The following is a 21,316-nucleotide window of genomic DNA, read 5'->3' as shown; positions in this document are numbered from 1 at the left end:
CTGTATGACCGGGCGCACGAGGGCAGCCCGGCAGAACCGACGGGAGCGTCGGCTACAGGTGAGCGGAAGAAGGTGTCAGGTCTAAAGAGCAGGCGGGGTCACGCGGTTTGTCCTCTGTCCTCACTGCGATGGGCCGCAGGCAACCTACGGGAAGACGGAAGGAAGGCTCAAACGGTTTTCCGCTGCTGCGCGCCGACCTCGCGCACCGTAGGCGGTGTGCGAGGTCGGCGCTACGACCAGAAAGGGTCCCGGCCGATGAAACCCAGCAGTCTGGTCTGGGCGTCCGCGCCGTCGGGCACCGCCACTCGGGCGCCGTACTGGCCGGAGGAGCGGATGACCTCCTCCATCTGCGCCATCCCGCCGAGGAGTTGAGCGCAGAACTCGGGGTCCAGCGCGTCGTCCTGGCCGGTGGCCCGAGAGAGGTCCCAGGTGTGCATGAAGACGTCGGTGGTGTAGAACCGGTCGATCGCGGCCTCCAGCGGCAGGCTGCCGAGGTGCGGGTTGGTGAAGTCCCGGTGCGCCGTCTCCGGATCGTCCAGCACCGCCTGCACACCGTCGCAGTGCACCTGCCACGCGGCGACCGGGTCTTCGTCCACGGACGGCCCCTCGGGCAGTGCGATGCCGGCGCCGGAGGCGAGAAACCCGGGGAACCATTCGGTCAGGTGACGCACGACGTCCCGGGCGGTCCAGCCGGCGACCGGGGCTGGCGCGTCCCACGATCGGGTGCCGCGGACCCGGTCGGTGAACAGCCCGGCAACCTGCCGGTGCCGCTCGGCCGGGCGGTCAGACAGCCCCATCGGCAAGCATCCTCTCCAGCTTCGCGTAACCCTCGTTGACACCGACCTCCATGCCGCTGCGCAGCCACGCGTCGCGGCCCTCGAAGCTGTCGACCAGCGACTGTGCCCGCAGCCGCGTACGGCCGTCACCCAGGTCCTCGAACCACAACGTCTCCAGCGCGACCCCGTCCGGCTCGCCCTCGAACGTGAAGGTCTGCACGATCCGGTCCGGTCGTACCTCGTGGAAGCAGCCGCGGAACCCGTACTCCGCGCCGTCGTGCACCGAGACGTACCGCCAGCTGCCGCCGGTGGACGCGTCCCAGTGCTCGATCCGGGTGGCCATGGTGTCGGGGCCCACCCACTTGGCGAACAACACGGGATCGGTGTGGGCCCGGAACAGCTGCTCGGGCGTTGCCGCGAAGTCACGAGTCATCCGGATGACCGGCAGCCTCGGATCGGCTTCGATGACCGTCTCCGTGATCTTGTCCATGCTCGTCTCCCTTCATCTCCGCCAGGACGGCGTCCAGGCGGCGGTAGCGCTCCTCGACGCGGCTGCGGTGGCGCTCGATCCAGGTGTCCATCAGGTCGAAGGCGTGGACCTCCAGGCGCACCGGCCGGGGCTGCGGCCCCGGCGGTCGGCTGACCAGCCCGGCGTCCTCGAGCACTCGCAGGTGCTTGTAGACGGCCTGCAGCGTGATCCGGTACGGCTCGGCCAGTTGGCTGACGGTCGCGTCGCCCTCTGCGAGCCGGGCCACCATGTCGCGCCGGGTCGGATCGGCGAGGGCGGCGAAGGCCCGGGACAGCGCGTCCGTGGTCATCCGTCCCTCCCTTTCAACCCGATGGTTGAAACGACTGTAGGCAGCAGGCGAACAGCCTGTCAACCCTGTGGTTGAAAGTGCTGCTCGCGCGCGCGTCAGCCGGCACCGCAAACGCGGGCGATCTCGTCGCCCCGAGGAGGCGTACGGAGGCGCGATGAGTTCCGCGCCGGCGCGCGGTCCTATCGGGGTGGCCCCCGGGATCTCCTTCGCGGTCGGCGCGGCGGTGGTCCGCGCGGACATCCCCGTCCTCTGCGCCGACCTCGCCGACCTGCTGCGCGGCCGCGGTCCGGGAATCGTCGCCTGCGACGTGGCCGCCGTGGCCTCGCCGGACGTGGTGACGGTCGAGGCGCTGGCCCGGCTGCGGTTGACCGCCCGGCGGCACGGCTGGCAGCTCGTCGTCCGGGGAGCCGGCCCGGCCCTGCTGCGGCTGGTCGAACTGCTCGGCCTGACCGACGAGTTACCCCAGTCGGGCCGGCAGCCCGAACAACGGGAAGAGCCGAGCGGTGTCCAGGAAACTGGTGATCGCGGCGACCCGCCCGGCTGACAGCCCCAGCACGACCAGGGCCCACGGGTCGTGTCCCGAGCCGGTGACGCTGGGCCGGTACTGCCCGAACCCCGGCATGCCGTTGGCCACGACCGGCACCAGGCGAGATCCGCGGCAACCGATGCCGGTGCCGGCCATCCAGGCGCGGATGTCGTCGGGGCAGCGCAGCCACAGCGGCAGCGGCGGCATGGACATGGTCACGTCCTCGTGCAGCAGCGTCGTGAGCGCATCGAGGTCGTACGCCTCGAAGGCCCGCACATAGCGCCCGAGCAGCGCCTTCTGCTCGTCATCCATCGGCCGGTGCACGTCGGCGGTGGTGTCGACGGCCGCCAGCGTGGCCCGGGCCCGCTGCAGGGCGCTGTTGACGCTCGCCACCGAGGTGTCGAGCAGTTCGGCCACCTCCTGGGCCGGCCAGGCCAGCACCTCGCGCAGGATCAGCACGGCCCGCTGCCGCGGTGGGAGGTGCTGCAGCGCCGCGACGAACGCCAGCCGGACCGATTCCCGCGCGGCGACCACGTCGGCCGGGTCGCTGTTCTCCGGCAGGACCCGACTGTCGGGCGCCGGGCCCACCCAGATCTCGTCGGGGCGCGGCTCTCCCGGCGCCGTGGCGTGGCCGGACCCGGCCGGGCCGAGATCCATCGGCAGGACCCGCCGTTGGGCGCTGCCGAGCATGGTCAGGCACACGTTGGTCGCGATCCGGTACAGCCAGGACCGCAGCGTCGCCCGGCCTTCGAACCGGTCGAAGCCGCGCCAGGCCCGCACGAAGGTGTCCTGCACGGCGTCCTCGGCCTCGAAGACGGACCCGAGCATGCGGTAGCAGTAGCCGGTCAGCTCCGGCCGGTACGCCTCCAGCTGTGACTCGACGGACACGCTGGTCGCCAGCTCACTCACCTCGACCACGGTAGTCCAGCGCCCGTCGTCCGGGCACCCGCGACATTCGCCGCGCCGGCAGCGATGAGTTCCCGGGGGTCAGCTGGTCAGAACCGGCGTGAGTTCGAGACGACCCGAGGAGCACACCATGACCGCGACCCAGCACAGCGCCGGCACCGGACAGTACGCCGAGGTCAACGGGATCAACCTCTACTACGAGACGCACGGGGCCGGACACCCGATGGTCCTGCTGCACGGCGGCCTGGGCTCGGGCGAGATGTTCGCGCCGATCCTGCCCGCGCTGGCCGACCACCACCAGGTCATCCTGGTCGACCTGCAGGGACACGGCCGCACCGCCGACATCGACCGGCCGCTCGACGTCACCCTGATGGCCGACGACATCGCCGCCCTCATCGATCACCTCGGGCTGCGCAAGCCGGACGTCGTCGGCTTCTCTCTCGGCGGCGGCGTGGCGCTCCAGGCCGCGATCCGGCACCCGCACACGGTGGGCCGCGTGGTCGCGGCGTCGGCGCACATCCGCCGCGACGCCGTCTACCCGGAGATGCTCCAGCAGCAGGGCCAGGTCGGCGCGGCGGCCGCCGAGTTCCTGAAGGACACCCCGATGTACGAGCTCTACCAGCGGGTGGCCCCGCGTCCCGAGGACTTCCCGCGGCTGCTGGACAAGATCGGCGCGGCGATGGCGAAGGAGTACGACTACACCGACGAGGTCCGCGGCCTGCAAGTGCCGACCCTGATCATGGCAGCCGACGCCGACATGGCGCCGCCGAGCCACTACGTCGAGGTGTTCAAGCTGCTCGACGGCGGCCTGCGTGACGGTGGCTGGATGGGCGAGAGCCGGCCGAAGGGCGGCCACGCGCTGGCCATCCTGCCCGGGTTGACGCACTACGACATCGCCGACTCGCCGCTGTTCGCCGCGGTCACGCTCGCCTTCCTCGACCGGCAGGACTGAACTGCTGGTCCGCCGCCGGGCGGCGAGCGGCTGGCCGCGCGAACCGAGCGGGCACCCGTGCCTGGGCCGACCCGGGCCAGCTTCTCGGGTTGCCCGCTCCCGGCCGGTGGAGTAGCCAATAAGTCCACTCATGTCGATATGGGAAGTAGCGACTCGTAGTTGATCCTTTCTCTTGAGCTGTCCACAATTGACTGCCGTGGGTAGTGTCTATCGGCGTGCGGCGGCTGCGAGAGCCTCGTCGCCGATCACGAGCCCCTGTCCCCGTAGCAGGAGCTGGTCGAGGACCTCCTGGCCATCGTGCACACCTTTCGTGCCGGCTGTACGGTCTGCGCCGCTACGAGCAGGAGTTAAAGGACGGACTTGACCATGGAAGGTGACCGGTGAAGGTCACTCGGATCGCCTACTCGGCCCGACTGAATCCGGGCAAGTACGCGGCCCTGGCGGAGCAGGCCCGCCGGTTGGGCCGGGTGCGTAGTGAGGTGTGGCAGCGTTACGGCTCGATGCTCGGAGTCGGATCTGGGTTGAGAGACCGGCAGGTGCGAGACCAGTGGCTGGCCCACGGCACGCACATCCGGTTCGGCGTGCTGGCGAACGCGTGGAAGGAAGCCGTCCGCGACGCCGTGGCCGGCATCGCCGCGAGCCTGGAGGCGGCCAAGGTCGACGTCCGGCGGGCGATCATCCGACGCACGAGTGATCCGGCCGAGCGTAAGCGGATGTTCAGCGCGCTGAAGGCCGACCAGTGGGCCAGTGACCCGTTCCTGGCGCGGCAGATGCGCAAGCACTGGAAGCGTGGCCGCAACCGCACGCATGATCAAATCGTGGTGCGCGCCGACAAGTACAACACGCTCGTCGATGGGCGGGGCCGGTTGTGGCTGGCGGTCCCGGGCCTGGAACGCCGCAAGATGGTCAGAATCCCGCTGTCGACGACGGTGGCGCCGGCGGGGACGTTGCGGCTGATCCTGCGCGGCGGCCGGGTCGAGGTGCACTACCAGATCGACGCATCGCAGATGCGGTCCTCGCAGCGGCCCTGCGGCGACCAGACCATCGGCGTGGACAAGGGCTACACCGAAGTCCTCACCGACTCCGACGGCCAGCCCCACGGTGAACAGCTCGGCGACCTGCTCACCCGCGAGTCGGACCGGTTGAAGCAACGAAACCGCCGTCGGGCGAAGCTACGCTCCATCGCCAACACCGCCGCGCTACGTGGCGACCACGCGAAAGCACACCGGATCAAGACCAACAACCTCGGCACGATCAAGCGAGACCGCCAAGCCGCCCGACATCGGGCGCGGGTGCGTACGGAGATCTTCACCGCGGTGCATGAGGTCGTGGACAAAGCCGCCGTGGTGGTCGCCGAAGACCTCACCAAGAAGTTCGCCGGACGCAAGACGCTCGGCAAGAACATGAATCGGCGTCTGGCCGCGTGGACCAAAGGGGTCACCGGCGAGGCGCTGAAAAGCGTGTCGGAGCGCAGAGGTTCTGCGCTCGTTCCCGTCAACGCCGCCTACACCTCACAAGCCTGTCACCGCTGCGGCCGGTTCGGCCGACGCAGTGGGGACCGGTTTCACTGCACCTGGTGCGGGGTGGTGTGGCAGGCCGACGTGAACGCCGCGATCAACATCCTGCAGCGAGCCGGCGACCCCGACATCGCCCTGCACACCCCACACCATCGGGTGAAGCAGATCCTGCAGGACCGGACCGATCGCCACCGGACCAGACTGCCGGTCCAGGACTCCAGCCCGGCCACCGCCGAGCGGAGAGCGAATCATCCAAGCTGCTCAACTATGAGCAACAAGTAGGAAGCAGGCCACATGAGACCTCGGGCCCTCGTCACCGCGACCATCGCCCTGGCCACGATCGTGGCCGGGACCGCCTTTCCCGCCCAGGCGACGCCGGCCGGGCCGCCGAAGGAGCCGGTGGCCGTCGGGTACGGGGGAGCGGTGTCCACGGTGGATGCCACCGCCACGGCCGTCGGCCTGGACGTGCTGCGGCGCGGCGGCAACGCGGTCGACGCGGCGGTCGCCGCGGCCGCGACCCTCGGCGTCACCGAACCGTTCTCCGCCGGCATCGGCGGCGGTGGCTTCTTCGTCTACTACGACGCGAAGAGCCGGCGGGTGCACACCATCGACGGCCGCGAGGCCGGACCCGTCTCGATGACCGAGACCACCTTCATCGACCCGGCCACCGGGCAGCCGTACCGGTTCGACGAGGCCCGCATCAGCGGGCTGTCCGTCGGCGTCCCGGGCACCCTGCTCACCTGGCAGGACGCGCTGGACCGCTGGGGCACCCGGTCGCTCGCGCAGCTGCTCACGCCCGCCGCGCGGGTCGCCGAGGACGGCTTCCCCGTCGACGAGACCTTCGCCGGTCAGGTCGCCGGCAACCGGGCGGCGTTCGGCCAGTTCAGCTCGACCAGCGCGCTGTACCTGCCCGGCGGGCAGCCGCCGGCGGTCGGCAGCACCTTCCGCAACCCGGACCTCGCCGAGACGTACCGGCTGATCGCCAAGCGGGGCACCGACGTGTTCTACCGCGGCGAGGTCGGTAGCGATGTGGTCGCGACCGTGCAGCACCCGCCGGTGGCGGCGCAGCCGGTCAGCTCCTGGCCGTACCCGATCCGCCCGGCCGGGATGACCGCCGCAGACCTCGCCGCGTACCGCACCCGCTTCCCCGAGCCGACCCGGTCGGACTACCGCGGCCTCGAGGTGTACGGCATGTCCACCCCGTCCAGCGGCGGCACCGCCGTGGGCGAGGCGCTCAACATCCTCGAGCAGTTCGACCTGAGGTCCATGACCCCGACCCAGGCGATGCACCACTACCTGGAGGCCAGCGCGCTGGCGTTCGCCGACCGCAACCGGTACGTCGGCGACCACACCCAGCAGGACGTGCGCCGCGAGCTCCTCAGCGACGCGTACGCCAAGGAGCGGGCCTGCCTGATCGACCCGTCGGCGGCGCTGCCCAAGCCGGTCGCGCCCGGCGTCCCCGACGGCGCCTACGGCGGCTGCTCGGCGGCGGCGGTCGCCGACGTCCGCGACGACCGCACCGGCACCACCAACCTGACCGTGGCCGACCGCTGGGGCAACGTGGTGGAGTACACGCTGACCATCGAGGCGACCGGCGGCAACGGGATGGTCGTGCCCGGCCGGGGATTCCTGCTCAACAACGAGCTGACCGATTTCAACTTCGCGCCGACCCAGGGGGCCGCGACCGACCCGAATCTCCCGGGGCCGGGCAAGCGGCCGCGTAGCTCCATGTCGCCGACGATCGTGCTGGCCGACGGCCGGCCGTTCCTGGCCGTCGGTTCGCCCGGCGGCGCGACGATCATCACCACCGTGCTGCAGATGCTGGTCAACCGGATCGACCGGGGCATGACGCTGCCGGAGGCCCTCGCCGCGCCGCGGGCGTCGCAGCGCAACGGCGCCAGCACGCAGGCGGAGGCGGCCTTCATCACCGCGTACGCCACCGGCCTGCCGCCGGGCCACGCCTTCTCGCCGACGGCGGAGATCGGCGCGGCGACCGGTATCGAGTTCCTGGCGGACGGCCGGCTGCTCGCCGCCGCCGAGCCGGTACGCCGGGGCGGCGGCGCGGCGGCCGTGGTCGGCCGCTGGGCGCGCGACTGACGGTCGAGGAGCACGGCGACCGCTCGGCCTGAGCCGTCGCCGTGCTCCTCGCCGCCTGAGGGCCGGCCGGCGGCGACACGAACGCCGCACCTCGTTCGAGAGCCGATGTCGGGACTGCCGGGTCGGCTCCGACTACCTCGTGACGGCGCCGGACGGCGGTGCCGAGAGTGGCGGAGGTTAGCGATGGGCAAGGTCGTGCTGGACGTGTCGGTGTCCCTGGACGGGTTCACGGCTGGGCCGAACGTCCGCGAGGCAGAGCCGATGGGGGATGGCGGCGAACGCCTACACGCATGGATGGCCGCGAACGGGCCCGAGGGCAAGATCGACGACGCGGTGCGCCGGCAAGTGGACGCAGCCGTTGGCGCAACGGTCATCGGGCGACGCACGTTCGATCTCGGCCTCGGCCCGTGGGGCGGTACTCCATGGCCCGGTGTCCCCAGCTTCGTGGTGACCCACCGGGCGAGGCAGGACCTGCTCGGCGACAACGGCGGAACGTTTGCCTTCGACGGGATGCAGGCCGCGGTTCGGCGCGCCAAGCAGGCCGCCGGGCACAAGGACGTCCTGGTGCTGGGCGCCGATGTCGCCCGCCAGTTGCTCCGGGCGAACCTGCTCGACGAGGTACGTATCCACCTGGTTCCGCTCCTGCTGGGTGCGGGAACACCACTGTTCGCCGGCGAGCAGGCCGAGCTGATCGCGGACGGAAAGCCGGTCGCTGGAACCGTGACCCACCTACGCTTCCGGGTCGCGCGAGGCCCCGGCTGCCTGTCCTAGGTTTCGCGGGCAGCGGAGCCGATGGTGGATCAGGCGAGCTCGGCGAGTCTTGCCGCGACCCGCTGCTCGGCCAGTGCCCGCGCGAACTCCACCGGGTGGCGGTCGGGCATCGTCTGCACCTCGGTCACGCCCAGCGCCGCGTAGTCGGCCACCTCGGCCACGAACGCGTCGACGTCGGGCAGGGGCGGCCGCATGACCAGCACCGTCTTGTCGATGCGGTCGTAGTCCCGGCCCTCGGCGGCGCAGTGTTCCCGCAGCACGTCGAGCTTGCGCGCGACCTCCGCCGGGCTGTTGCCGAACAGGTTGCACGCGTCGGCGTAGCGGGCCACGAGCCGCAGGGTCTTCTTCTCGCCGCCGCCACCGATCATGATCGGGGGGTGCGGCCGGCTGATCGGCGTCGGCACGTTCAGCGTCTCGGCCAGCTGGTAGTGCCTGCCGTCGAACCGGCCGTTGTTGTCGCTCCACATCTGCAGGCAGATCTGCAACGTCTCCTCGAGCCGCTCGAAGCGCTCGCCGACCGGGACGACCGGTACGCCGAGGCCGTGCTGCTCGCGGTCGTACCAGGAGGCGCCGATGCCGAGCCGGGCCCGCCCGCCGGAGAGCACGTCGAGCGTGGTGACGATCTTGGCGAGCAGGCCCGGATAGCGGTACATCACGCCGGTGACGAGGACGCCGAGCGTCATCCGCTCGGTCTTCGCGGCCACGTAGCCCAGGGTGGTGTAGGCCTCCAGCATCGGCTCCTCGGCCGACGTGGTGAACTCCATCTGGAAGTAGTGGTCCATGACCGTGAAGGCGGAGATTCCGGCCTGCTCGGCGATCCGGGCGGTCTCCGCCAGGGCCCCGGCCATCTCGGACGGGTCGGCGGGCGTGGAGAAGTTCCAGTAGTGCAGGCCGAGCTTCATCGCCCATCCTCTCAGGTCCCAGGGACACCTGGCATTATGCCGGGACTGCCCGGATCACGCGGTGCGTTCCTGGTCGCGGACGCGGCGCCGGCCGAGCAGCAGGTAGCCGAGGAAGCCGATGGCGAAGGAAGCCGCCACCCCGAGGTTCGCGTACGCCCAGCCGCCGGTCCGGCCGCCGAGGCCCGTGGCCGAGAGCAGGTAGCCCTGCCAGGACAGCCACGAGGCCAGGCTGTTGGTCACCAGGCCCCAACCGACGGCGGTGCCGGCGACGACGAGCCCGACCGCTGCGGCGCCGATCGAGCCGTATCGGCCGTCGGGCCGGTAGAGGTCCGCTTCGGCGTACGCCTGCCGGCGCAGGGCGAGGTCCGCGAGGAACACGCCGCACCAGCCGGCGATCGGCACGCCGAGGGTGATGAGGAAGCCCTGGAAGGGGCCGATGAAGCTGCTGGCGATCCAGACGATGTAGATGGTGCCGAGGATCATCAGGACGCCGTCGATGCCCGCCGCCACCCACCTCGGCGCACGCAGCCCGAGGGTGAGCAGCGCCAGGCCCGACGAGTAGATGTCCAGGACCGCGCCGCCGATGAGGCCGAGGATGGCGACGAGCGCGAACGGTACGAGGTACCAGGTCGGGACGAGCGCCGTCAGGGCGCCGATGGGGTCGGCGGCGATCGCGCCGCTGAGCTGCTCGTCGGAGGTGGCGAGCAGCAGGCCGTAGACCACCAGGACCACGGGCGCCACGCTCGCGCCGAACGTGGTCCAGCCGACCACACCGCGGCTCGACGCGCCGCGCGGCAGGTAGCGGGCGTAGTCGGCGCCGGAGTTGACCCAGCCGAGGCCGAAGCCGGTCATCGCGAAGATGAGGGTGCCGATGAACGCCTCGACGGACCCGCTCGGCACCGACGACACGCTGGCCCAGGAGATGTGATCGGCGGTCAGCGCGAGGTAGCCGACGGTCAGGACCGCGGTGGCGATGGTGATGATGCCCTGCAGGCGCATGATGGCGTCGAAGCCGAGGACCCCGGCGAGCACGACGACCAGGGCGACGACGAGGAACGCGACGACCTTCGTGGTGTTGCCGCTGCCCCAGCCGAGCCGGTCGAAGACGGTCGCCGTGGCCAGCGTGGCGAGGGCGCAGAGCACGGTCTCCCAGCCGACGAGCAGGACGTAGCTGATGGCCGCCGGCAGGGCGTTGCCGCGTACGCCGAACGGGGCCCGGCTGAGGATCATCGTGGGCGCCGAGCCGCGCTTGCCGGCCAGCGACACGAAGCCCACGAGCAAGAACGAGACGACGGTCCCGAGCACCCCGGCGATCGTCGCCTGCCAGAAGGAGACGCCGAAGCCGAGGAAGAAGGAGCCGTAGCTGATGCCCAGGACGGCGATGTTCGCGGCGCACCATGGCCAGAACAGGTCGCGGGGTCGGCCTTTGCGTTCCTCCTCCGCGATCACGTTGATGCCGTTGAGCTCGACCGGCAGGCCGGCCGGCCCGGCGGCGTCGGGCTTCGACGGTTGATTCCCCGTTGGCCGGAACTCTGTGGTCATGGCTTCCCCTGCTCTGCGGGCGGGTGGCGACGGCGACTGGTGCGGGCCATGACCAGTGTCCGGCTGGCGGGCCTGGCGGATCAAGGACCACGTCGGTCCGGTGATGAACGCCGCTCGCCCCGTCGCGGGTGGCGGAGAGACGGATTCGCCCGCTGCGGCCGAGGACCAGGTGCGTCGGCCGGAGCGGGCGAATGCCGGGTTCTACCGGGTGGGTACGCGGCTGTGGCCGCGTACCCGCAACCCACGGCGCGTCAGATGCAGTTCCCCCAGGTGTCCCTACCGTTGCCCTGCCAGTACCCGCCGTACAGGGCACTTCCCCAGTACTGGATGCACATGCCCCGTCCATAGCGTTGGATCGCGGCGTAGTACTTGTAGGACCCCGAGTCCGACTGCCATTCCCGCAAGGTGCCTTCCACGTCGACCTTGATGCTGGCCCTGATGCTGGTTGCCGTTCCGACGGACCGCGTCTTGATCATGGTGACGCAGTTGTACCCGGTCCCGCTGTTGTACATCAGGTAGACGTCGCCCAGCTGGACGCCGTCGTCGGCGATGATCGACCGGTGGCCGTCGGAGACCTGGGTCCACGAGCCACCGAAGTCGGTGCTGCAGGCTTGCGCCGGGGTGTACGGGTTCGTCGCGGCGCGGGCCGGCGACCCGAACGTCGCCACAGCAACAGCTACCGCGAGCACCGAGGTCGACAGTCGTCGTGCCAGTGTGCGCACACAGTCCTCCAAAACTCCGGCGCGAAGGCCACAAAGTGTCCGCCGCCCCAATCCAGGTCGGATGATCAACGGCACCCTACTCGTACCCGACGGACGGTTCGATACCGGTCAGCACAGGTCGCGGTGCCGGCCCTTGCGTTGCTGCTCCATGATCATGTTGATGCCGTTGATCGCCCGCTCCGGCCGACACAACTGGTCTGCCGGAGCGGGCGCATCCGTGGGAGATGTCAGTAGCGCAGGGCGCGGAGGTTGGCGTAGCTGTCGCAGGCCGACGAGACGCCGTTCGGGCGCGGGTTGTCGTTTTCGGTCAGGTAGTAGTCGACGCCGGCCATCTCGCTGTGGGCGAAGATGCGGGCGAAGTCGATGGTGCCCTCGCCCACGTCGGCGAAGGAGCCGTCGGCGGCCATGTCCTTGACGTGGAACAGCGAGAACCGGCCCGGGTACTGCTTGATCAGCTCGACCGGGTCGGCGCCGCCGTTGACCGCCCAGTAGAGGTCGAGTTCCATCGCCACCAGGTTCGGGTCGGTCTCGCGGACCAGCACGTCGTAGCCGCGTACGCCGTTCTGGGCGGTGAACTCGAAGCCGTGGTTGTGGTACGCGACGGTGATACCCGCCTGCTTCAGCGTGGCGCCGACGGTGTTGAGGGTCGCCGCCACCCTGGAGTAGTCGGCGAGGGTCCAGGAGCCCGATCCGGAGATGCGGACGTACTTCGCGCCGAACGCCCTGGCGTTGGCGATGACGCCGTCGAGGTTGTTCTGGAGGTCGCCGAGGCCGATCCCGATGGAGGGAACGGAGAGTCCGGCGTCGGCCACCAGGGGCGCCAGCGCGGTGGCCGTCCTGCCGTAGAAGTTGTTCACCCCGCCGGAGGGTTCCGCGTTGCGGTAGCCGCAGGCGGCGAGCGAGGCCAGGGTGGCTTCGGGCGCGGTCGGCATGGTGGCCCGCACCGTGTAGAGGACGAGGCCGATCCGGTCGTCGGGCAGGGCGCGGGTCCCCGATGCCGGCTGCGGTGTGCCGATGTCGGAGTCGGCCGCCGCTCGTACGATGCTCGCGCTCTCCTCGGGTGTGAGGACGTCGTCCTGCCGGAGCGTGTTGGCCAGCCCGCTGACGGTGCTCACGAAGCTGCCGTGGTCGGCGAAAGGCGCCTGTGCCCAGACGGCGTCCAGGATGGTGCACCCGTCGCCGAGGTCGCGGTTGGGTACGCCCGAGTCGGCGCCGGCACGGCCGAAGAAGACCGTGGACGAGGTGGTGTAGCCCCACGGGCAGAGGTCGGCGGCCGCCTGTTCCGCGGCGGGCGTCTCGGGTTCGGCGGCCGACGCCGGAGCCGCGGTGAGCGGCAGGAGTGTCGCGGCGAGCGACACGGCGAGCAGGTGACGGGCTCGGGGCCGATGGTGGGACGGGCGGGGGAAGCTGGAGTTCATCGTTGTCTCCCGGAAATCGAAGGGGTGGGCCGCAGCGCCAGGGACGGCGGCTGTTGGAGGCCGTTGGGCCGTGCCGGGTCGGTGGTGGCGGGACATCGCCCCGCCACCACCCGTGACGCTCAGCTCACCGTCACGACCACGAGCGAGGACGTCGTCGCCCCGAGGCTGTCGGTGACGGTCAGTCGCGCCGTGTACGTGCCTCGGCGGGCGTACGTGTGGCTGGTCGACGCCCCGTGCGCGGCGGCCGAGTTGTCGCCGAAGTCCCACGCGTAGTCGGTGATGGTGCGTCCGGCCGCCGGCGTGGCGGTCCCGGTGAAGGCGACCGCCAGCGGCGCGGTGCCGGTGGTGGGCGTGGCCGAGGCCGAAACGGTGGCGTCGGTCTGTTCGCGTACCCCGGCGCCGTTGAAGCGCAGCCAGTCCAGCGCCATCAGGTCGGGGGTGCCGCCCGTCTGGTTGGGGTTGACGAAGACCAGGTAGAGCGTGATCGTGCGGCCCGGGTCGGTCAGTTCGACGGTGGGTGAGACGAGGTTGTCCCAGCCGCCGGTGCTGCCGATGGTGGCCCGGCCGAGGAGTTGGCCGGTGGGGGAGTCGGCCCTGATCTCGATGTCGCCGCCGGTGCTGCCGGAGGCGACTCCGAAGGTGACCGAGTCGATGTTGCGGAGGTTGACCGGCCCGAAGTTGATCCACTCACCGTTGTCGATGTCGCCGATGCGCTTGCCGGCGCTGGCGGTGGCCCGGTCAAGCACCTGGATGCCGCTCTGGCCGTCGAAGTGCTCGGCCTCCTTGCTCTTGGTCTGCAGTTCCGCCTTGGTGGAGCCGACCAGCGGCGGTGCTCCGGCCGCCCCGCCGTCGGTGTACTGGGCGGTGAGCACGGTGTAGAGGTTCTGGCCCGGGCCGTGCCCGTCGCCGCCGTTGCTCTCGGTGACCGCGACTCCGGTGCAGCCGATGTAGTTGTCCAGCGGGTGGGTGTGTGAGTCGTGGCCGAGCTGGGTCTGCACGACCACCTTCGAGCAGTCGATGCTGTTCTCCTCCGGGTCGGTGACGGTCACCGTGTAGGGGATGCGGTCACCGAAGTCGAAGAAGGCCCCGTCGGGGACGCTGAGGGTCACCGTCGGGCGGGTGTTGCCGGCGGTGATCTCCTGTACGGCGACGGCGGTCTGCTTGTTGGTGGCGGTGACGGTGAGCCGCGCGGTGTAGCGACCCGGTGTCTCGTACGTGTGGGTGGGGTTGGCGGCGGTGGAGTCGACGCTGCCGTCGCCGTCGAAGTCCCAGGCGTACGCGATGGCGGTGCCGTCCGGGCCGGTGGAGCCGGCGCTGGAGAAGGCGACGGTCAGTGGCGCCGGTCCGCTGTCCTTGTCGACGGTCAGCTTGGCCACCGGTGGGCGGCTGTTGGCGACGTAGTCGATGCGGTAGATGCCGGCGCCCTCGTTGCTGCCGCCGCGGCCGCTTCCGCTGCCCTCGCCGAAGTCGATGACGTAGAGGGAGCCGTCCGGCCCGAACTCCGCCTCGAACGGCTGGATCCACGACATGTTGCCGAAGATCCCGTTGATGGACTGCAGGTCACCGACGTTGGTGGCGCCGAAGCGGGGGTCGGTGAAGGTCTGGGCGGTCTGGTGGATCGACAGCGTCTTGAACCACCGCCGGGTCAGCTCGTAGACGATCCACTTGCCGTCGAAGTACTGCGGGAACTTGGTGAGGCGCTTGTTGGACGGGTCGTAGTCGTAGACGGGCCCGCTCATCGGGCCGCCGCCGCCCGTGCCGAGCTCGGGGAACTGCGGGGAGGCGGAGTAGGCGTACCAGACCAGCGCCGGCCTGGCGGCGGGGAGGTCGGTCAGGCCGGTGTTGTTGGGGGAGTCGTTGACCGGTGCGGCGCAGTCGAACTTCGGTCCGGAGGTGGCGGTGGCGAAGTCGTAGTCGTTGAACGGGGTGTTGTTGCCGATGCAGTAGGGCCAGCCGTAGTTGCCGGCGCTGGTGATGCGGTTGAACTCGACGGTCCCTTCCGGTCCCCGGTTCGGGTTGGCCGACCGGGCGTCGGGGCCGTAGTCGGCCACCAGCAGGGCGTTGGTCTTCGAGTCGACGGTGATGCGGAACGGGTTCCGCAGACCCATCGCGTAGATCTCCGGCCTGGTCTTCGGCGTGCCGGGGGCGAACAGGTTGCCGTCCGGGATGTCGTACGTGCCGTTGGCCAGGGGCTTTATCCGCAGGACCTTGCCGCGCAGGTCGTTGGTGTTGCCGGCGGTGCCCTGCGCGTCGTACGCCCGCCGGCCGGCCCGCTCGTCGATGGGGGCGAAGCCGCTGGACTCGAACGGGTCGGTGTTGTCGCCGATGGCGGCGTACAGGTTGCCCTGCTTGTCCATCGTCACCGAGCCGCCCATGTGCGAGTTGGCCCGGGCCTCACCGCGCCAGGTGGGGATCGTGAGGAGGCGCTTCTCCGAGTCGAGGCTGACGGTGTCGCCGTCGACGGTGAACCGGGACAGGTTCAGCTGCTTCTCCACCCGGTCGGACCAGAGCAGGTAGATCCAGTTGTTGGTGGCGAAGTGCCGGTCCAGCGTCATGCCGAGCAGGCCGTCGGACTGGCTGGTCTGCTCCGGCGTGTAGGCGAAGTCCAGGAGGGTGGTGACGGCGAGGGTGTCCTGGTTGACGACCTTCAGCGCGCCGGTGCGCTCGATGTAGAAGACCCGGCGGTCCGGTGCCACGGCCAGTTCGAACGGGTCGGAGAGGTTCTGGTTGACCAGGGGGATCCGCTCGAAGTTGGTGGTCCGGGTGGCGCCGCAGTCGCCGGGCGCGGCGCCCGCCGCCCAGGTGATGCCGCCGAGCAGGTGTTGGAGGAAGGCCGGCTCCTGGAAGGACGAGGAGCTGTGCCCGCCGGCGGTGAACCAGGAGCGGCCGCCGTCGTAGTTCTGGCACCACGAGTACGGGTGGTCGACGCCCTCGTTCAGCCCGGGGATGCCGTCGCGTACCTTGATCTGGGCCAGGGTGTGGACCTTGCCCGTGGGGTTGGCCCGCCAGTTGTACCACTCCTCGCTGCGCTCCCAGAGTTCCGGCAGGCCCTTGGTGGAGGGGTGGGCGTGGTCGAGGACCTTGATCCGGCCCGGGAACGTGCCGCCGGTGGCGGAGAAGTCCGGGTGGGTGTCGAAGATGGCCCCGACCAGTCCCTCGTACCACGACCAGTCCCGCTCGCTGGCGGAGGCGGCGTGCAGGCCGACCCAGCCGCCACCGCCGCGGATGAACCGCTGGAGCGCGGCCCGCTGGTCGGCGTTGAGCAGGTCGCCGGAGGCCGGGGTCGAGTTCGTGTTGTTGAACACGAGGGCGTCGAATCGGGCGAGGTTGGCGTCGGTGAACGCGGCCGCGTCGGTGGTCGCTTCGACGGCGAACCCGTACTGGTCGCCGAGTTGCCGGATGGCGGCGATGCCGGCGGGGATGGAGTCGTGGTAGAAGTTCGTGACTTTGGAGAAGACCAGCACCCGGAAATCGGTGTCGGTGGTCGATGCGTTCGCGGCGTTGATCGGCGTGCCGGTGAACACCAGGGCGATGGCGGTGAGCAGGGAGAAGAGTAGCGTGCGATGGCGTCTCATTCACGCGCTCCTTGGTGGGGACGGTGGTAAGAAAGCGCTTTCCACGTTCCCTGCACCCTACGAGATCCATTTCGGCCGGTCAATATTCCCGCGTGTTCCGTATTTCCGCTGGCAATGGCTCCGCCTGCCGTTTTCTGGCATGCCGATAACCACTGCCTCCAGTGGAGTGAGTGGTTATCGGTGGTCAGATGAATATCGACAATAAATGGCGGCGGGTCACCAGGGCCGGCAATTCTTTCCGGTCGTCACGAGCGGGGTGGGGGCGCCCACCGGTCGGACGCCGGCCCTGGTGTCCGTCAGCACTCCTCTCAGAAGCGGAGCTTGCGCAGGTAGCGGTAGCCGACCTCGGCCGTCTGCTGCGGCGTCACGTCCGGGGTGTCGTTCTCGACGATGTACTCCAGCACCGAGTGCTCCCGGAAGATCCGGGCGAAATCGATCATCCCGGTGCCCAGGTCGGCCATGTCGCCGGTGGCCGCGTCCCGGTCCTTGACGTGGAACTGCAGGACCCGCTGCGGCGCGGAGCGGATCACGTCCAGCGTGAAGCCCTCGGGGTCCGCGACGCCGTCACCGGAGTTGATGCCGCCGGTGACCGCCCAGTAGAGGTCGACCTCCAGGTGCACGAGCCCGGGGTCGAGTTCCGCGGTCAGCACGTCCCAGGGGCGCTTACCGCCGCCGAGGTCGATGGTGAACTCGTGGGCGTGGTTGTGGTAGCCGTACCGCAGGCCGGCCGCCTGCGCCGCGGCTGCCTCGACGTTCATCTGCTCCGCCCAACGCTTCCATTCGTCCGCGCTCTCGGAGTACAGGTACGGCACCACCATGAACTGCTGGCCCAGGGTGACCGCGTTCTGGATCTTCTGCTCCAGCTCGGCGGCGCTGCCGCTGATCCCGTCGTGGCTGGAGCTGGCCCGGATGCCGATGCCGTCGAGGAACTGGCGCAGCTGGGCGGCGGTGCGACCGAAGTAGCCGAGCGCCAGCTCCACGCGCGGGTACCCGATCCGGGCCAGGTGGGTGAGGGTGGCGTCGTACCCGGGCGCGCCCCACAGGGCGTCGCGGACCGTCCACAGCTGGATGCTGATCAGGCCCGGCGGTACCTGGTGCCGGCCGGTGCTGTGGGTGGTGGCCGCCGCGGGCGTCGCGCCGATCGCGGACGAGGCGAGCCCGAGGCCGGCGAGGGCGGCCAGGGAGCCGCGCAGCAGGCTGCGTCGGTCAACGGAGTGCCGCAGCGCGGCCATCCCGTCGTATCCGTAACACATGGTTTCTCCTTGGGTCAGGCGGTGGGGACCAGGACGACCTGGTCGGTGCCGGTCAGGGACGGCAGGCCGTCACCGCCGGGGTCGGTGTACGACGCGACGAACACGGCGGTGAGGTTGTCGTGCTCCGGGTCGTGGCCGGAGGGCACCGTCGTCTGGATCGAGCCGGTGCAGCCGCTGGCGGTGGTCTGCGGGTGTCCGTGTTGGTCGTGGCCGAGGACGTAGGTGACGCTGACCCGGGAGCAGTCCACCGGCTGGTCGTCGGTGACCCGCACCTCGAACTGCACGGTGTCGCCGAACGCGAAGGGCTGGCCGTCGACCGGCTTGACCAGCTCCACCACGGGGGCGGCGTTGCCGACGACGATCCGCGCGGAGGCGGAGGCGGACAGCCCGCCGGGGTCGCTCACGTTGAGCGTGGCGTGGTAGAGGCCGTTCTTCCGGTAGGTGAACGTCGGGTTCGGCGCGCGCGAGTCGACCTTGCCGTCGTTGTCGAAGTCCCACGCGTACGCCAGCCGGTCGCCGTCGTAGTCGGTGGTGCCCTCGCTGGAGAACGTGACGGTCAGCGGGGTGACCCCGTTGGTGGGCGTGGCCGAGACCTGCGGCACCGGGGTGTGGTTACCGCTCCAGCCGGTGTAGTCGATCCGGGCCAGCTGCGCGTCCGGGTTCTCGCTGAAGTACCCGTCGCCGTATTCGAGCACGTAGAGCGCGCCGTCCGGGCCAAACTCCAGGTCCATCGGGTTGTCGAAGGTGAACGAGGGCAGCACCGGCTCGATCCCGGTCAGCTCGCCGCCGGCGCCCAGCCGGAAGCCCTTCACGTAGTCGCGGGTCCACTCGTGGAACAGCGGCATGCCGTCGTAGTACGCCGGCCACGCCACCGGCGCGCGGCCCTTCGTCGTCGGGCGGACGAACTGGTACGCCGGCCCCGCCATCGGACCGATACCGCCGGTGCCCAGCTCAGGGAACTGCGCCGAGGGGCCGTAGCCGTACCAGACCTGCGGTTGCTGCACCGGGGGCAGGTTCCGCAGACCGGTGTTGTGCGGCGACTCGTTGACCGGCGCGGCGCAGTTGAACGGCGCCCCCGACTGGCCGGTGGCGAAGTCGTAGTCCACGTACGGCAGTTGCGCGGTGGCGCAGTACGGCCACCCGTAGTTGCCGGCCTTGCGGGCGGCGAGCCACTTGCCGTGCCCGGCCGGCCCGCGCGACGGAACGGCCTGGCCCGCGTCCGGCGAGTAGTCGCCGACGTACAGGTCGCCGGTCTGGCGGTTCAGCTCGATCCGGAACGGGTTGCGCAGGCCCATCAGGTAGATCTCGGGCCGGGTGCCGGCCGTGCCCTCGGGGAAGAGGTTGCCGTCCGGGATGCGGTAGCCGCCGTTCTCGCCGACCTTGATGCGCAGGATCTTGCCGCGCAGGTCGTTCGTGTTGGCCGCGGTGCGCTGCGCGTCGTACGCCGGGTTCCGGCCCGGGCGCTCGTCGATCGGCGCGTAGCCGCCGGACTCGAACGGGTTGGTGTCGTCACCGGTGGACAGGTACAGGTTGCCCTGGGCGTCGAAGACGATGTCCCCGCCGACGTGGCAGCAGATGCCCCGGTCGACCGGCACGTCGATGATCTGCTGCTCGGTGGACAGGTCCAGCTTGTCCTTGACCAGCCGGAACCGGGAGAGCCGGATGCCGCCCTTGAACTTCGCGAAGTCCGCGGCGGTGCCCCAGGCCGGTGCGTCGCCCTCGTTGACGTTCGGGGTGGACGGGTCGTCGACCGGGGTGTTCATCGGCGGCGAGTAGTACAGGTAGACCCAGTTGTTGCCGGCCTTGCCGAAGTCCGGATCGATCGCGACGTTCTGCAGGCCCTCCTCGTCGTGCCGGTAGACGTCCAGGGTCGCGGCGATCGTGTTGCGCCCGCTGTCCGGGTCGTGCAGCCACACCTCACCCGCCCGGGTCACGTGCAGCACCCGGTTGTCGGGCAGCACCGCGAGGTCCATCGGCTCGCCCGGGTGGTCGTTCAGGGTCACCTTCTGGAAGTCGCTCTCCGGCGGCGGACTGGTCGGCGCGGCCTGCGAGACGGTGGGGGTGGCGACGAGCGCCGCGGTCGTCAGACCCGCTACGGCGAGCGCGAGTGGTCTCTTCATCTGCCTCTCCTTGTGCTGGGGGCTGGTCGGGGCAGGTCGAGGGGGAGCGGCCAACTGCTCCTTCGTGGACGGAACGGATACGTGGGCAGGGTTGAGCCGCCCGTCGCGCGGCATGCCGCTACCGCGGCGGCATCCGACTTGTTGCCGGTGGCGTCGCAGCGTGTCCGCGAACGGGCGGAGGACGGGGGTAGGGGACAGGTGTCAGGTCAGGTGCCGGCGCGCTGCCGACCGTCGTGGGGTGCCCGCGCCGAGGGGCCGCGGACACGGCGGCTCAACCACGACGTGACACCATCCATGTGACCGACGCTACAAAAGACATGTCGACATGTCTATAGCTTTCATCTGGACTGACCGAACTTTCCTTCGCCGTGAACGAAAGTTTCCCGTCGGGTTGCGGCGATGGTCGGAGTGGGTAAGCTTCCGCGCCGGTCAACGGCACGTCGCGGATGCTCGACGGTAGAAGGCTCGACAAGGCTCGGCATCGGCCTGCCCAGAGGGCGGAACGGAATGCCGGGGGCGGCTAGGATCCGCCACATGCCGGTCAGCGGGAAATCCCATGCCTTCGTCTGGACCCTCGCGCCGACCGGCGCGGCCGTTGTCCTCCTGGCGCAGCTCATCGCCGCGTCGAGGATTGGGCTCCTGCCGTTCGACCGGAGCTTCGCCGCAGGCGCAGACGGCGAGTGGTTGACGCTGATGGCCACCGTCACCGGACTGGCGGCGATCACCTCGACGCTGGGCGGGCTCGTCGCGTCACGCCTGCTGTCTGGTACGCCGGCGCGACTCGGCCTCGTCATGCTGGTCGCTGCGGCCGGCCTGTCCTCGGCGCCCTACCTGCGCCGCCTGGCGGCCGACGCCCACGACGTCTCGCTCGCGATCGGCGGGCCGGCGAACTCCGTGACCGTCGCCCTGGCCATTGGGCTCGCACTGGGCGCGGTGACCGCCACCGCCATCCGCCTGCCCGACCGACGGCCGGTCACCGCCGGCCTCCTGGTCACGGCCGCCGGAATCTGGGCCCTCGCCGCGGCGAGCACGCACCTCGCCGTCGCGGTACCACCACTCGGCCTCCCCACCGACCAGTTCCGCACCCAGCACATGGCACACCTGGGCGGCTGGTTCCCGCTGCCGGCCGCGCTGTGGATGCTGATCGGAGCAGCGTCGGCCTTCGCCGCCAGAAGCCGGGCCGCGAGTCGGTCCGCGGTGCTGATCAGCGGGGTGCTGGGCGCGTTCCTCGTCTCGCTCTCCTACTTCACGGCGTGGCCCAGCGAACCCTACGGGGATCACATCACGGTGCAGTCCCAGGGCCTCGCCTACGCGACCATGCTCGTCGGCGGTGCGCTGTTCGGATCCGTTCCGGCGAGCGTCGGGTTGACGCCACCCGAATCCCGTGCCGCGCAGGCCGGACCGTAAAGGCCGCGGTCGCT

17 protein-coding genes are annotated in these 21,316 nt (G+C 70.4%); 6 read left to right on the top strand and 11 right to left on the bottom strand.

Translation table 11 applies throughout. The features are described 5' to 3' along the window. Positions 1 to 230: 230 nt before the first annotated feature. From ACGFI9_RS09690 to ACGFI9_RS09680, 3 genes are read right to left on the bottom strand one after another with little or no spacing between them, the layout of a single operon-like run. Positions 231 to 797: a TIGR03086 family metal-binding protein gene (locus ACGFI9_RS09690; protein ID WP_393176955.1), complete on the bottom strand. Its 567-nt coding sequence runs from the start codon at positions 795 to 797 to the stop codon at positions 231 to 233. Continuing rightward, complete coding sequence (locus ACGFI9_RS09685; RefSeq protein WP_393176953.1) at positions 784 to 1,266, bottom strand: SRPBCC family protein; 483 nt, start codon at positions 1,264 to 1,266, stop codon at positions 784 to 786. Before ACGFI9_RS09685 ends, ACGFI9_RS09690 begins: the two co-directional genes overlap by 14 nt. Next, a complete protein-coding gene (locus ACGFI9_RS09680; RefSeq protein ID WP_393176951.1) occupies positions 1,199 to 1,594 on the bottom strand; it encodes an ArsR/SmtB family transcription factor in 396 nt (131 codons plus the stop codon). Before ACGFI9_RS09680 ends, ACGFI9_RS09685 begins: the two co-directional genes overlap by 68 nt. A gap of 154 nt (positions 1,595 to 1,748) precedes the next feature. Here ACGFI9_RS09680 and ACGFI9_RS09675 point away from each other — a divergent pair, with 154 nt between their 5' ends. Further along, positions 1,749 to 2,138, top strand: coding sequence for an STAS domain-containing protein (locus ACGFI9_RS09675; RefSeq protein ID WP_393176949.1), 390 nt, complete (start codon positions 1,749 to 1,751; stop codon positions 2,136 to 2,138). Here ACGFI9_RS09675 and ACGFI9_RS09670 read toward each other — a convergent pair. Then, positions 2,052 to 3,029 carry a sigma-70 family RNA polymerase sigma factor gene (locus ACGFI9_RS09670; protein WP_393176946.1) on the bottom strand — a complete coding sequence of 326 codons (978 nt, stop codon included), beginning with the start codon at positions 3,027 to 3,029 and terminating at the stop codon, positions 2,052 to 2,054. The two genes, ACGFI9_RS09675 and ACGFI9_RS09670, sit on opposite strands and share 87 nt — an antisense overlap. A 127-nt stretch (positions 3,030 to 3,156) precedes the next feature. Between ACGFI9_RS09670 and ACGFI9_RS09665 the strand changes: the two genes are divergently transcribed. From ACGFI9_RS09665 to ACGFI9_RS09650, 4 genes are all read left to right on the top strand, one after another. Next, positions 3,157 to 3,978 (top strand): alpha/beta fold hydrolase, encoded by an 822-nt coding sequence (locus ACGFI9_RS09665; protein WP_393176943.1) that lies wholly within the window; start codon positions 3,157 to 3,159, stop codon positions 3,976 to 3,978. A gap of 380 nt (positions 3,979 to 4,358) precedes the next feature. Further along, a complete protein-coding gene (locus ACGFI9_RS09660) occupies positions 4,359 to 5,777 on the top strand; it encodes an RNA-guided endonuclease TnpB family protein (protein WP_393176940.1) in 1,419 nt (472 codons plus the stop codon). 12 nt (positions 5,778 to 5,789) lie between these two features. Continuing rightward, positions 5,790 to 7,592, top strand: coding sequence for a gamma-glutamyltransferase (ggt, locus tag ACGFI9_RS09655; protein ID WP_393176937.1), 1,803 nt, complete (start codon positions 5,790 to 5,792; stop codon positions 7,590 to 7,592). Positions 7,593 to 7,775: 183 nt separating this feature from the next. After that, the gene (locus tag ACGFI9_RS09650) at positions 7,776 to 8,363 is read left to right on the top strand and encodes a dihydrofolate reductase family protein (protein WP_393176934.1); all 588 of its coding nucleotides are present in this window, start codon (positions 7,776 to 7,778) and stop codon (positions 8,361 to 8,363) included. Positions 8,364 to 8,392: 29 nt separating this feature from the next. On the opposite strand, the gene ACGFI9_RS09645 is transcribed toward ACGFI9_RS09650, so the two are convergent. From ACGFI9_RS09645 to ACGFI9_RS09615, 7 genes are all read right to left on the bottom strand, one after another. Beyond that, on the bottom strand, positions 8,393 to 9,265 hold the full coding sequence (locus ACGFI9_RS09645) for a TIGR03560 family F420-dependent LLM class oxidoreductase (RefSeq protein ID WP_393176931.1): 873 nt from the start codon (positions 9,263 to 9,265) through the stop codon (positions 8,393 to 8,395). 54 nt (positions 9,266 to 9,319) lie between these two features. Next, complete coding sequence (locus ACGFI9_RS09640) at positions 9,320 to 10,807, bottom strand: purine-cytosine permease family protein (protein WP_393176928.1); 1,488 nt, start codon at positions 10,805 to 10,807, stop codon at positions 9,320 to 9,322. A gap of 251 nt (positions 10,808 to 11,058) precedes the next feature. Then, positions 11,059 to 11,529, bottom strand: coding sequence for a hypothetical protein (locus tag ACGFI9_RS09635; protein WP_393176925.1), 471 nt, complete (start codon positions 11,527 to 11,529; stop codon positions 11,059 to 11,061). Between the two features lie 227 nt (positions 11,530 to 11,756). Continuing rightward, positions 11,757 to 12,947, bottom strand: coding sequence for a sugar phosphate isomerase/epimerase family protein (locus ACGFI9_RS09630; protein WP_393176922.1), 1,191 nt, complete (start codon positions 12,945 to 12,947; stop codon positions 11,757 to 11,759). Between the two features lie 119 nt (positions 12,948 to 13,066). After that, on the bottom strand, positions 13,067 to 16,522 hold the full coding sequence (locus ACGFI9_RS09625; protein ID WP_393176919.1) for a ThuA domain-containing protein: 3,456 nt from the start codon (positions 16,520 to 16,522) through the stop codon (positions 13,067 to 13,069). A 308-nt stretch (positions 16,523 to 16,830) separates the two neighbouring features. Continuing rightward, positions 16,831 to 17,775 carry a sugar phosphate isomerase/epimerase family protein gene (locus ACGFI9_RS09620; RefSeq protein WP_393176916.1) on the bottom strand — a complete coding sequence of 315 codons (945 nt, stop codon included), beginning with the start codon at positions 17,773 to 17,775 and terminating at the stop codon, positions 16,831 to 16,833. Positions 17,776 to 17,789: 14 nt separating this feature from the next. Then, positions 17,790 to 19,895 carry a PQQ-dependent sugar dehydrogenase gene (locus ACGFI9_RS09615; RefSeq protein WP_393176914.1) on the bottom strand — a complete coding sequence of 702 codons (2,106 nt, stop codon included), beginning with the start codon at positions 19,893 to 19,895 and terminating at the stop codon, positions 17,790 to 17,792. Positions 19,896 to 20,429: 534 nt separating this feature from the next. Between ACGFI9_RS09615 and ACGFI9_RS09610 the strand changes: the two genes are divergently transcribed. Continuing rightward, positions 20,430 to 21,302: a hypothetical protein gene (locus ACGFI9_RS09610; protein WP_393176912.1), complete on the top strand. Its 873-nt coding sequence runs from the start codon at positions 20,430 to 20,432 to the stop codon at positions 21,300 to 21,302. Positions 21,303 to 21,316 lie beyond the last annotated feature (14 nt).

This window comes from Micromonospora sp. NPDC048930, assembly GCF_043197935.1.
Lineage (GTDB): Bacteria > Actinomycetota > Actinomycetes > Mycobacteriales > Micromonosporaceae > Micromonospora.
Note: the sequence above shows the minus strand (reverse complement) of the source record. Positions and strands in the feature narration are given on the sequence as shown.

What these genes read in the sequence shown, in the direction of transcription:
- ACGFI9_RS09690 (WP_393176955.1), bottom strand. Translation starts at nt 797, where the DNA reads ATGGGGCTGTCTGACCGCCCGGCCGAGCGGCACCGGCAGGTTGCCGGG.
- ACGFI9_RS09685 (WP_393176953.1), bottom strand. Translation starts at nt 1,266, where the DNA reads ATGGACAAGATCACGGAGACGGTCATCGAAGCCGATCCGAGGCTGCCG.
- ACGFI9_RS09680 (WP_393176951.1), bottom strand. Translation starts at nt 1,594, where the DNA reads ATGACCACGGACGCGCTGTCCCGGGCCTTCGCCGCCCTCGCCGATCCG.
- ACGFI9_RS09675 (WP_393176949.1), top strand. Translation starts at nt 1,749, where the DNA reads ATGAGTTCCGCGCCGGCGCGCGGTCCTATCGGGGTGGCCCCCGGGATC.
- ACGFI9_RS09665 (WP_393176943.1), top strand. Translation starts at nt 3,157, where the DNA reads ATGACCGCGACCCAGCACAGCGCCGGCACCGGACAGTACGCCGAGGTC.
- ggt (WP_393176937.1), top strand. Translation starts at nt 5,790, where the DNA reads ATGAGACCTCGGGCCCTCGTCACCGCGACCATCGCCCTGGCCACGATC.
- ACGFI9_RS09650 (WP_393176934.1), top strand. Translation starts at nt 7,776, where the DNA reads ATGGGCAAGGTCGTGCTGGACGTGTCGGTGTCCCTGGACGGGTTCACG.
- ACGFI9_RS09645 (WP_393176931.1), bottom strand. Translation starts at nt 9,265, where the DNA reads ATGAAGCTCGGCCTGCACTACTGGAACTTCTCCACGCCCGCCGACCCG.
- ACGFI9_RS09640 (WP_393176928.1), bottom strand. Translation starts at nt 10,807, where the DNA reads ATGACCACAGAGTTCCGGCCAACGGGGAATCAACCGTCGAAGCCCGAC.
- ACGFI9_RS09630 (WP_393176922.1), bottom strand. Translation starts at nt 12,947, where the DNA reads ATGAACTCCAGCTTCCCCCGCCCGTCCCACCATCGGCCCCGAGCCCGT.
- ACGFI9_RS09625 (WP_393176919.1), bottom strand. Translation starts at nt 16,522, where the DNA reads ATGAGACGCCATCGCACGCTACTCTTCTCCCTGCTCACCGCCATCGCC.
- ACGFI9_RS09620 (WP_393176916.1), bottom strand. Translation starts at nt 17,775, where the DNA reads ATGTGTTACGGATACGACGGGATGGCCGCGCTGCGGCACTCCGTTGAC.
- ACGFI9_RS09615 (WP_393176914.1), bottom strand. Translation starts at nt 19,895, where the DNA reads ATGAAGAGACCACTCGCGCTCGCCGTAGCGGGTCTGACGACCGCGGCG.
- ACGFI9_RS09610 (WP_393176912.1), top strand. Translation starts at nt 20,430, where the DNA reads ATGCCGGTCAGCGGGAAATCCCATGCCTTCGTCTGGACCCTCGCGCCG.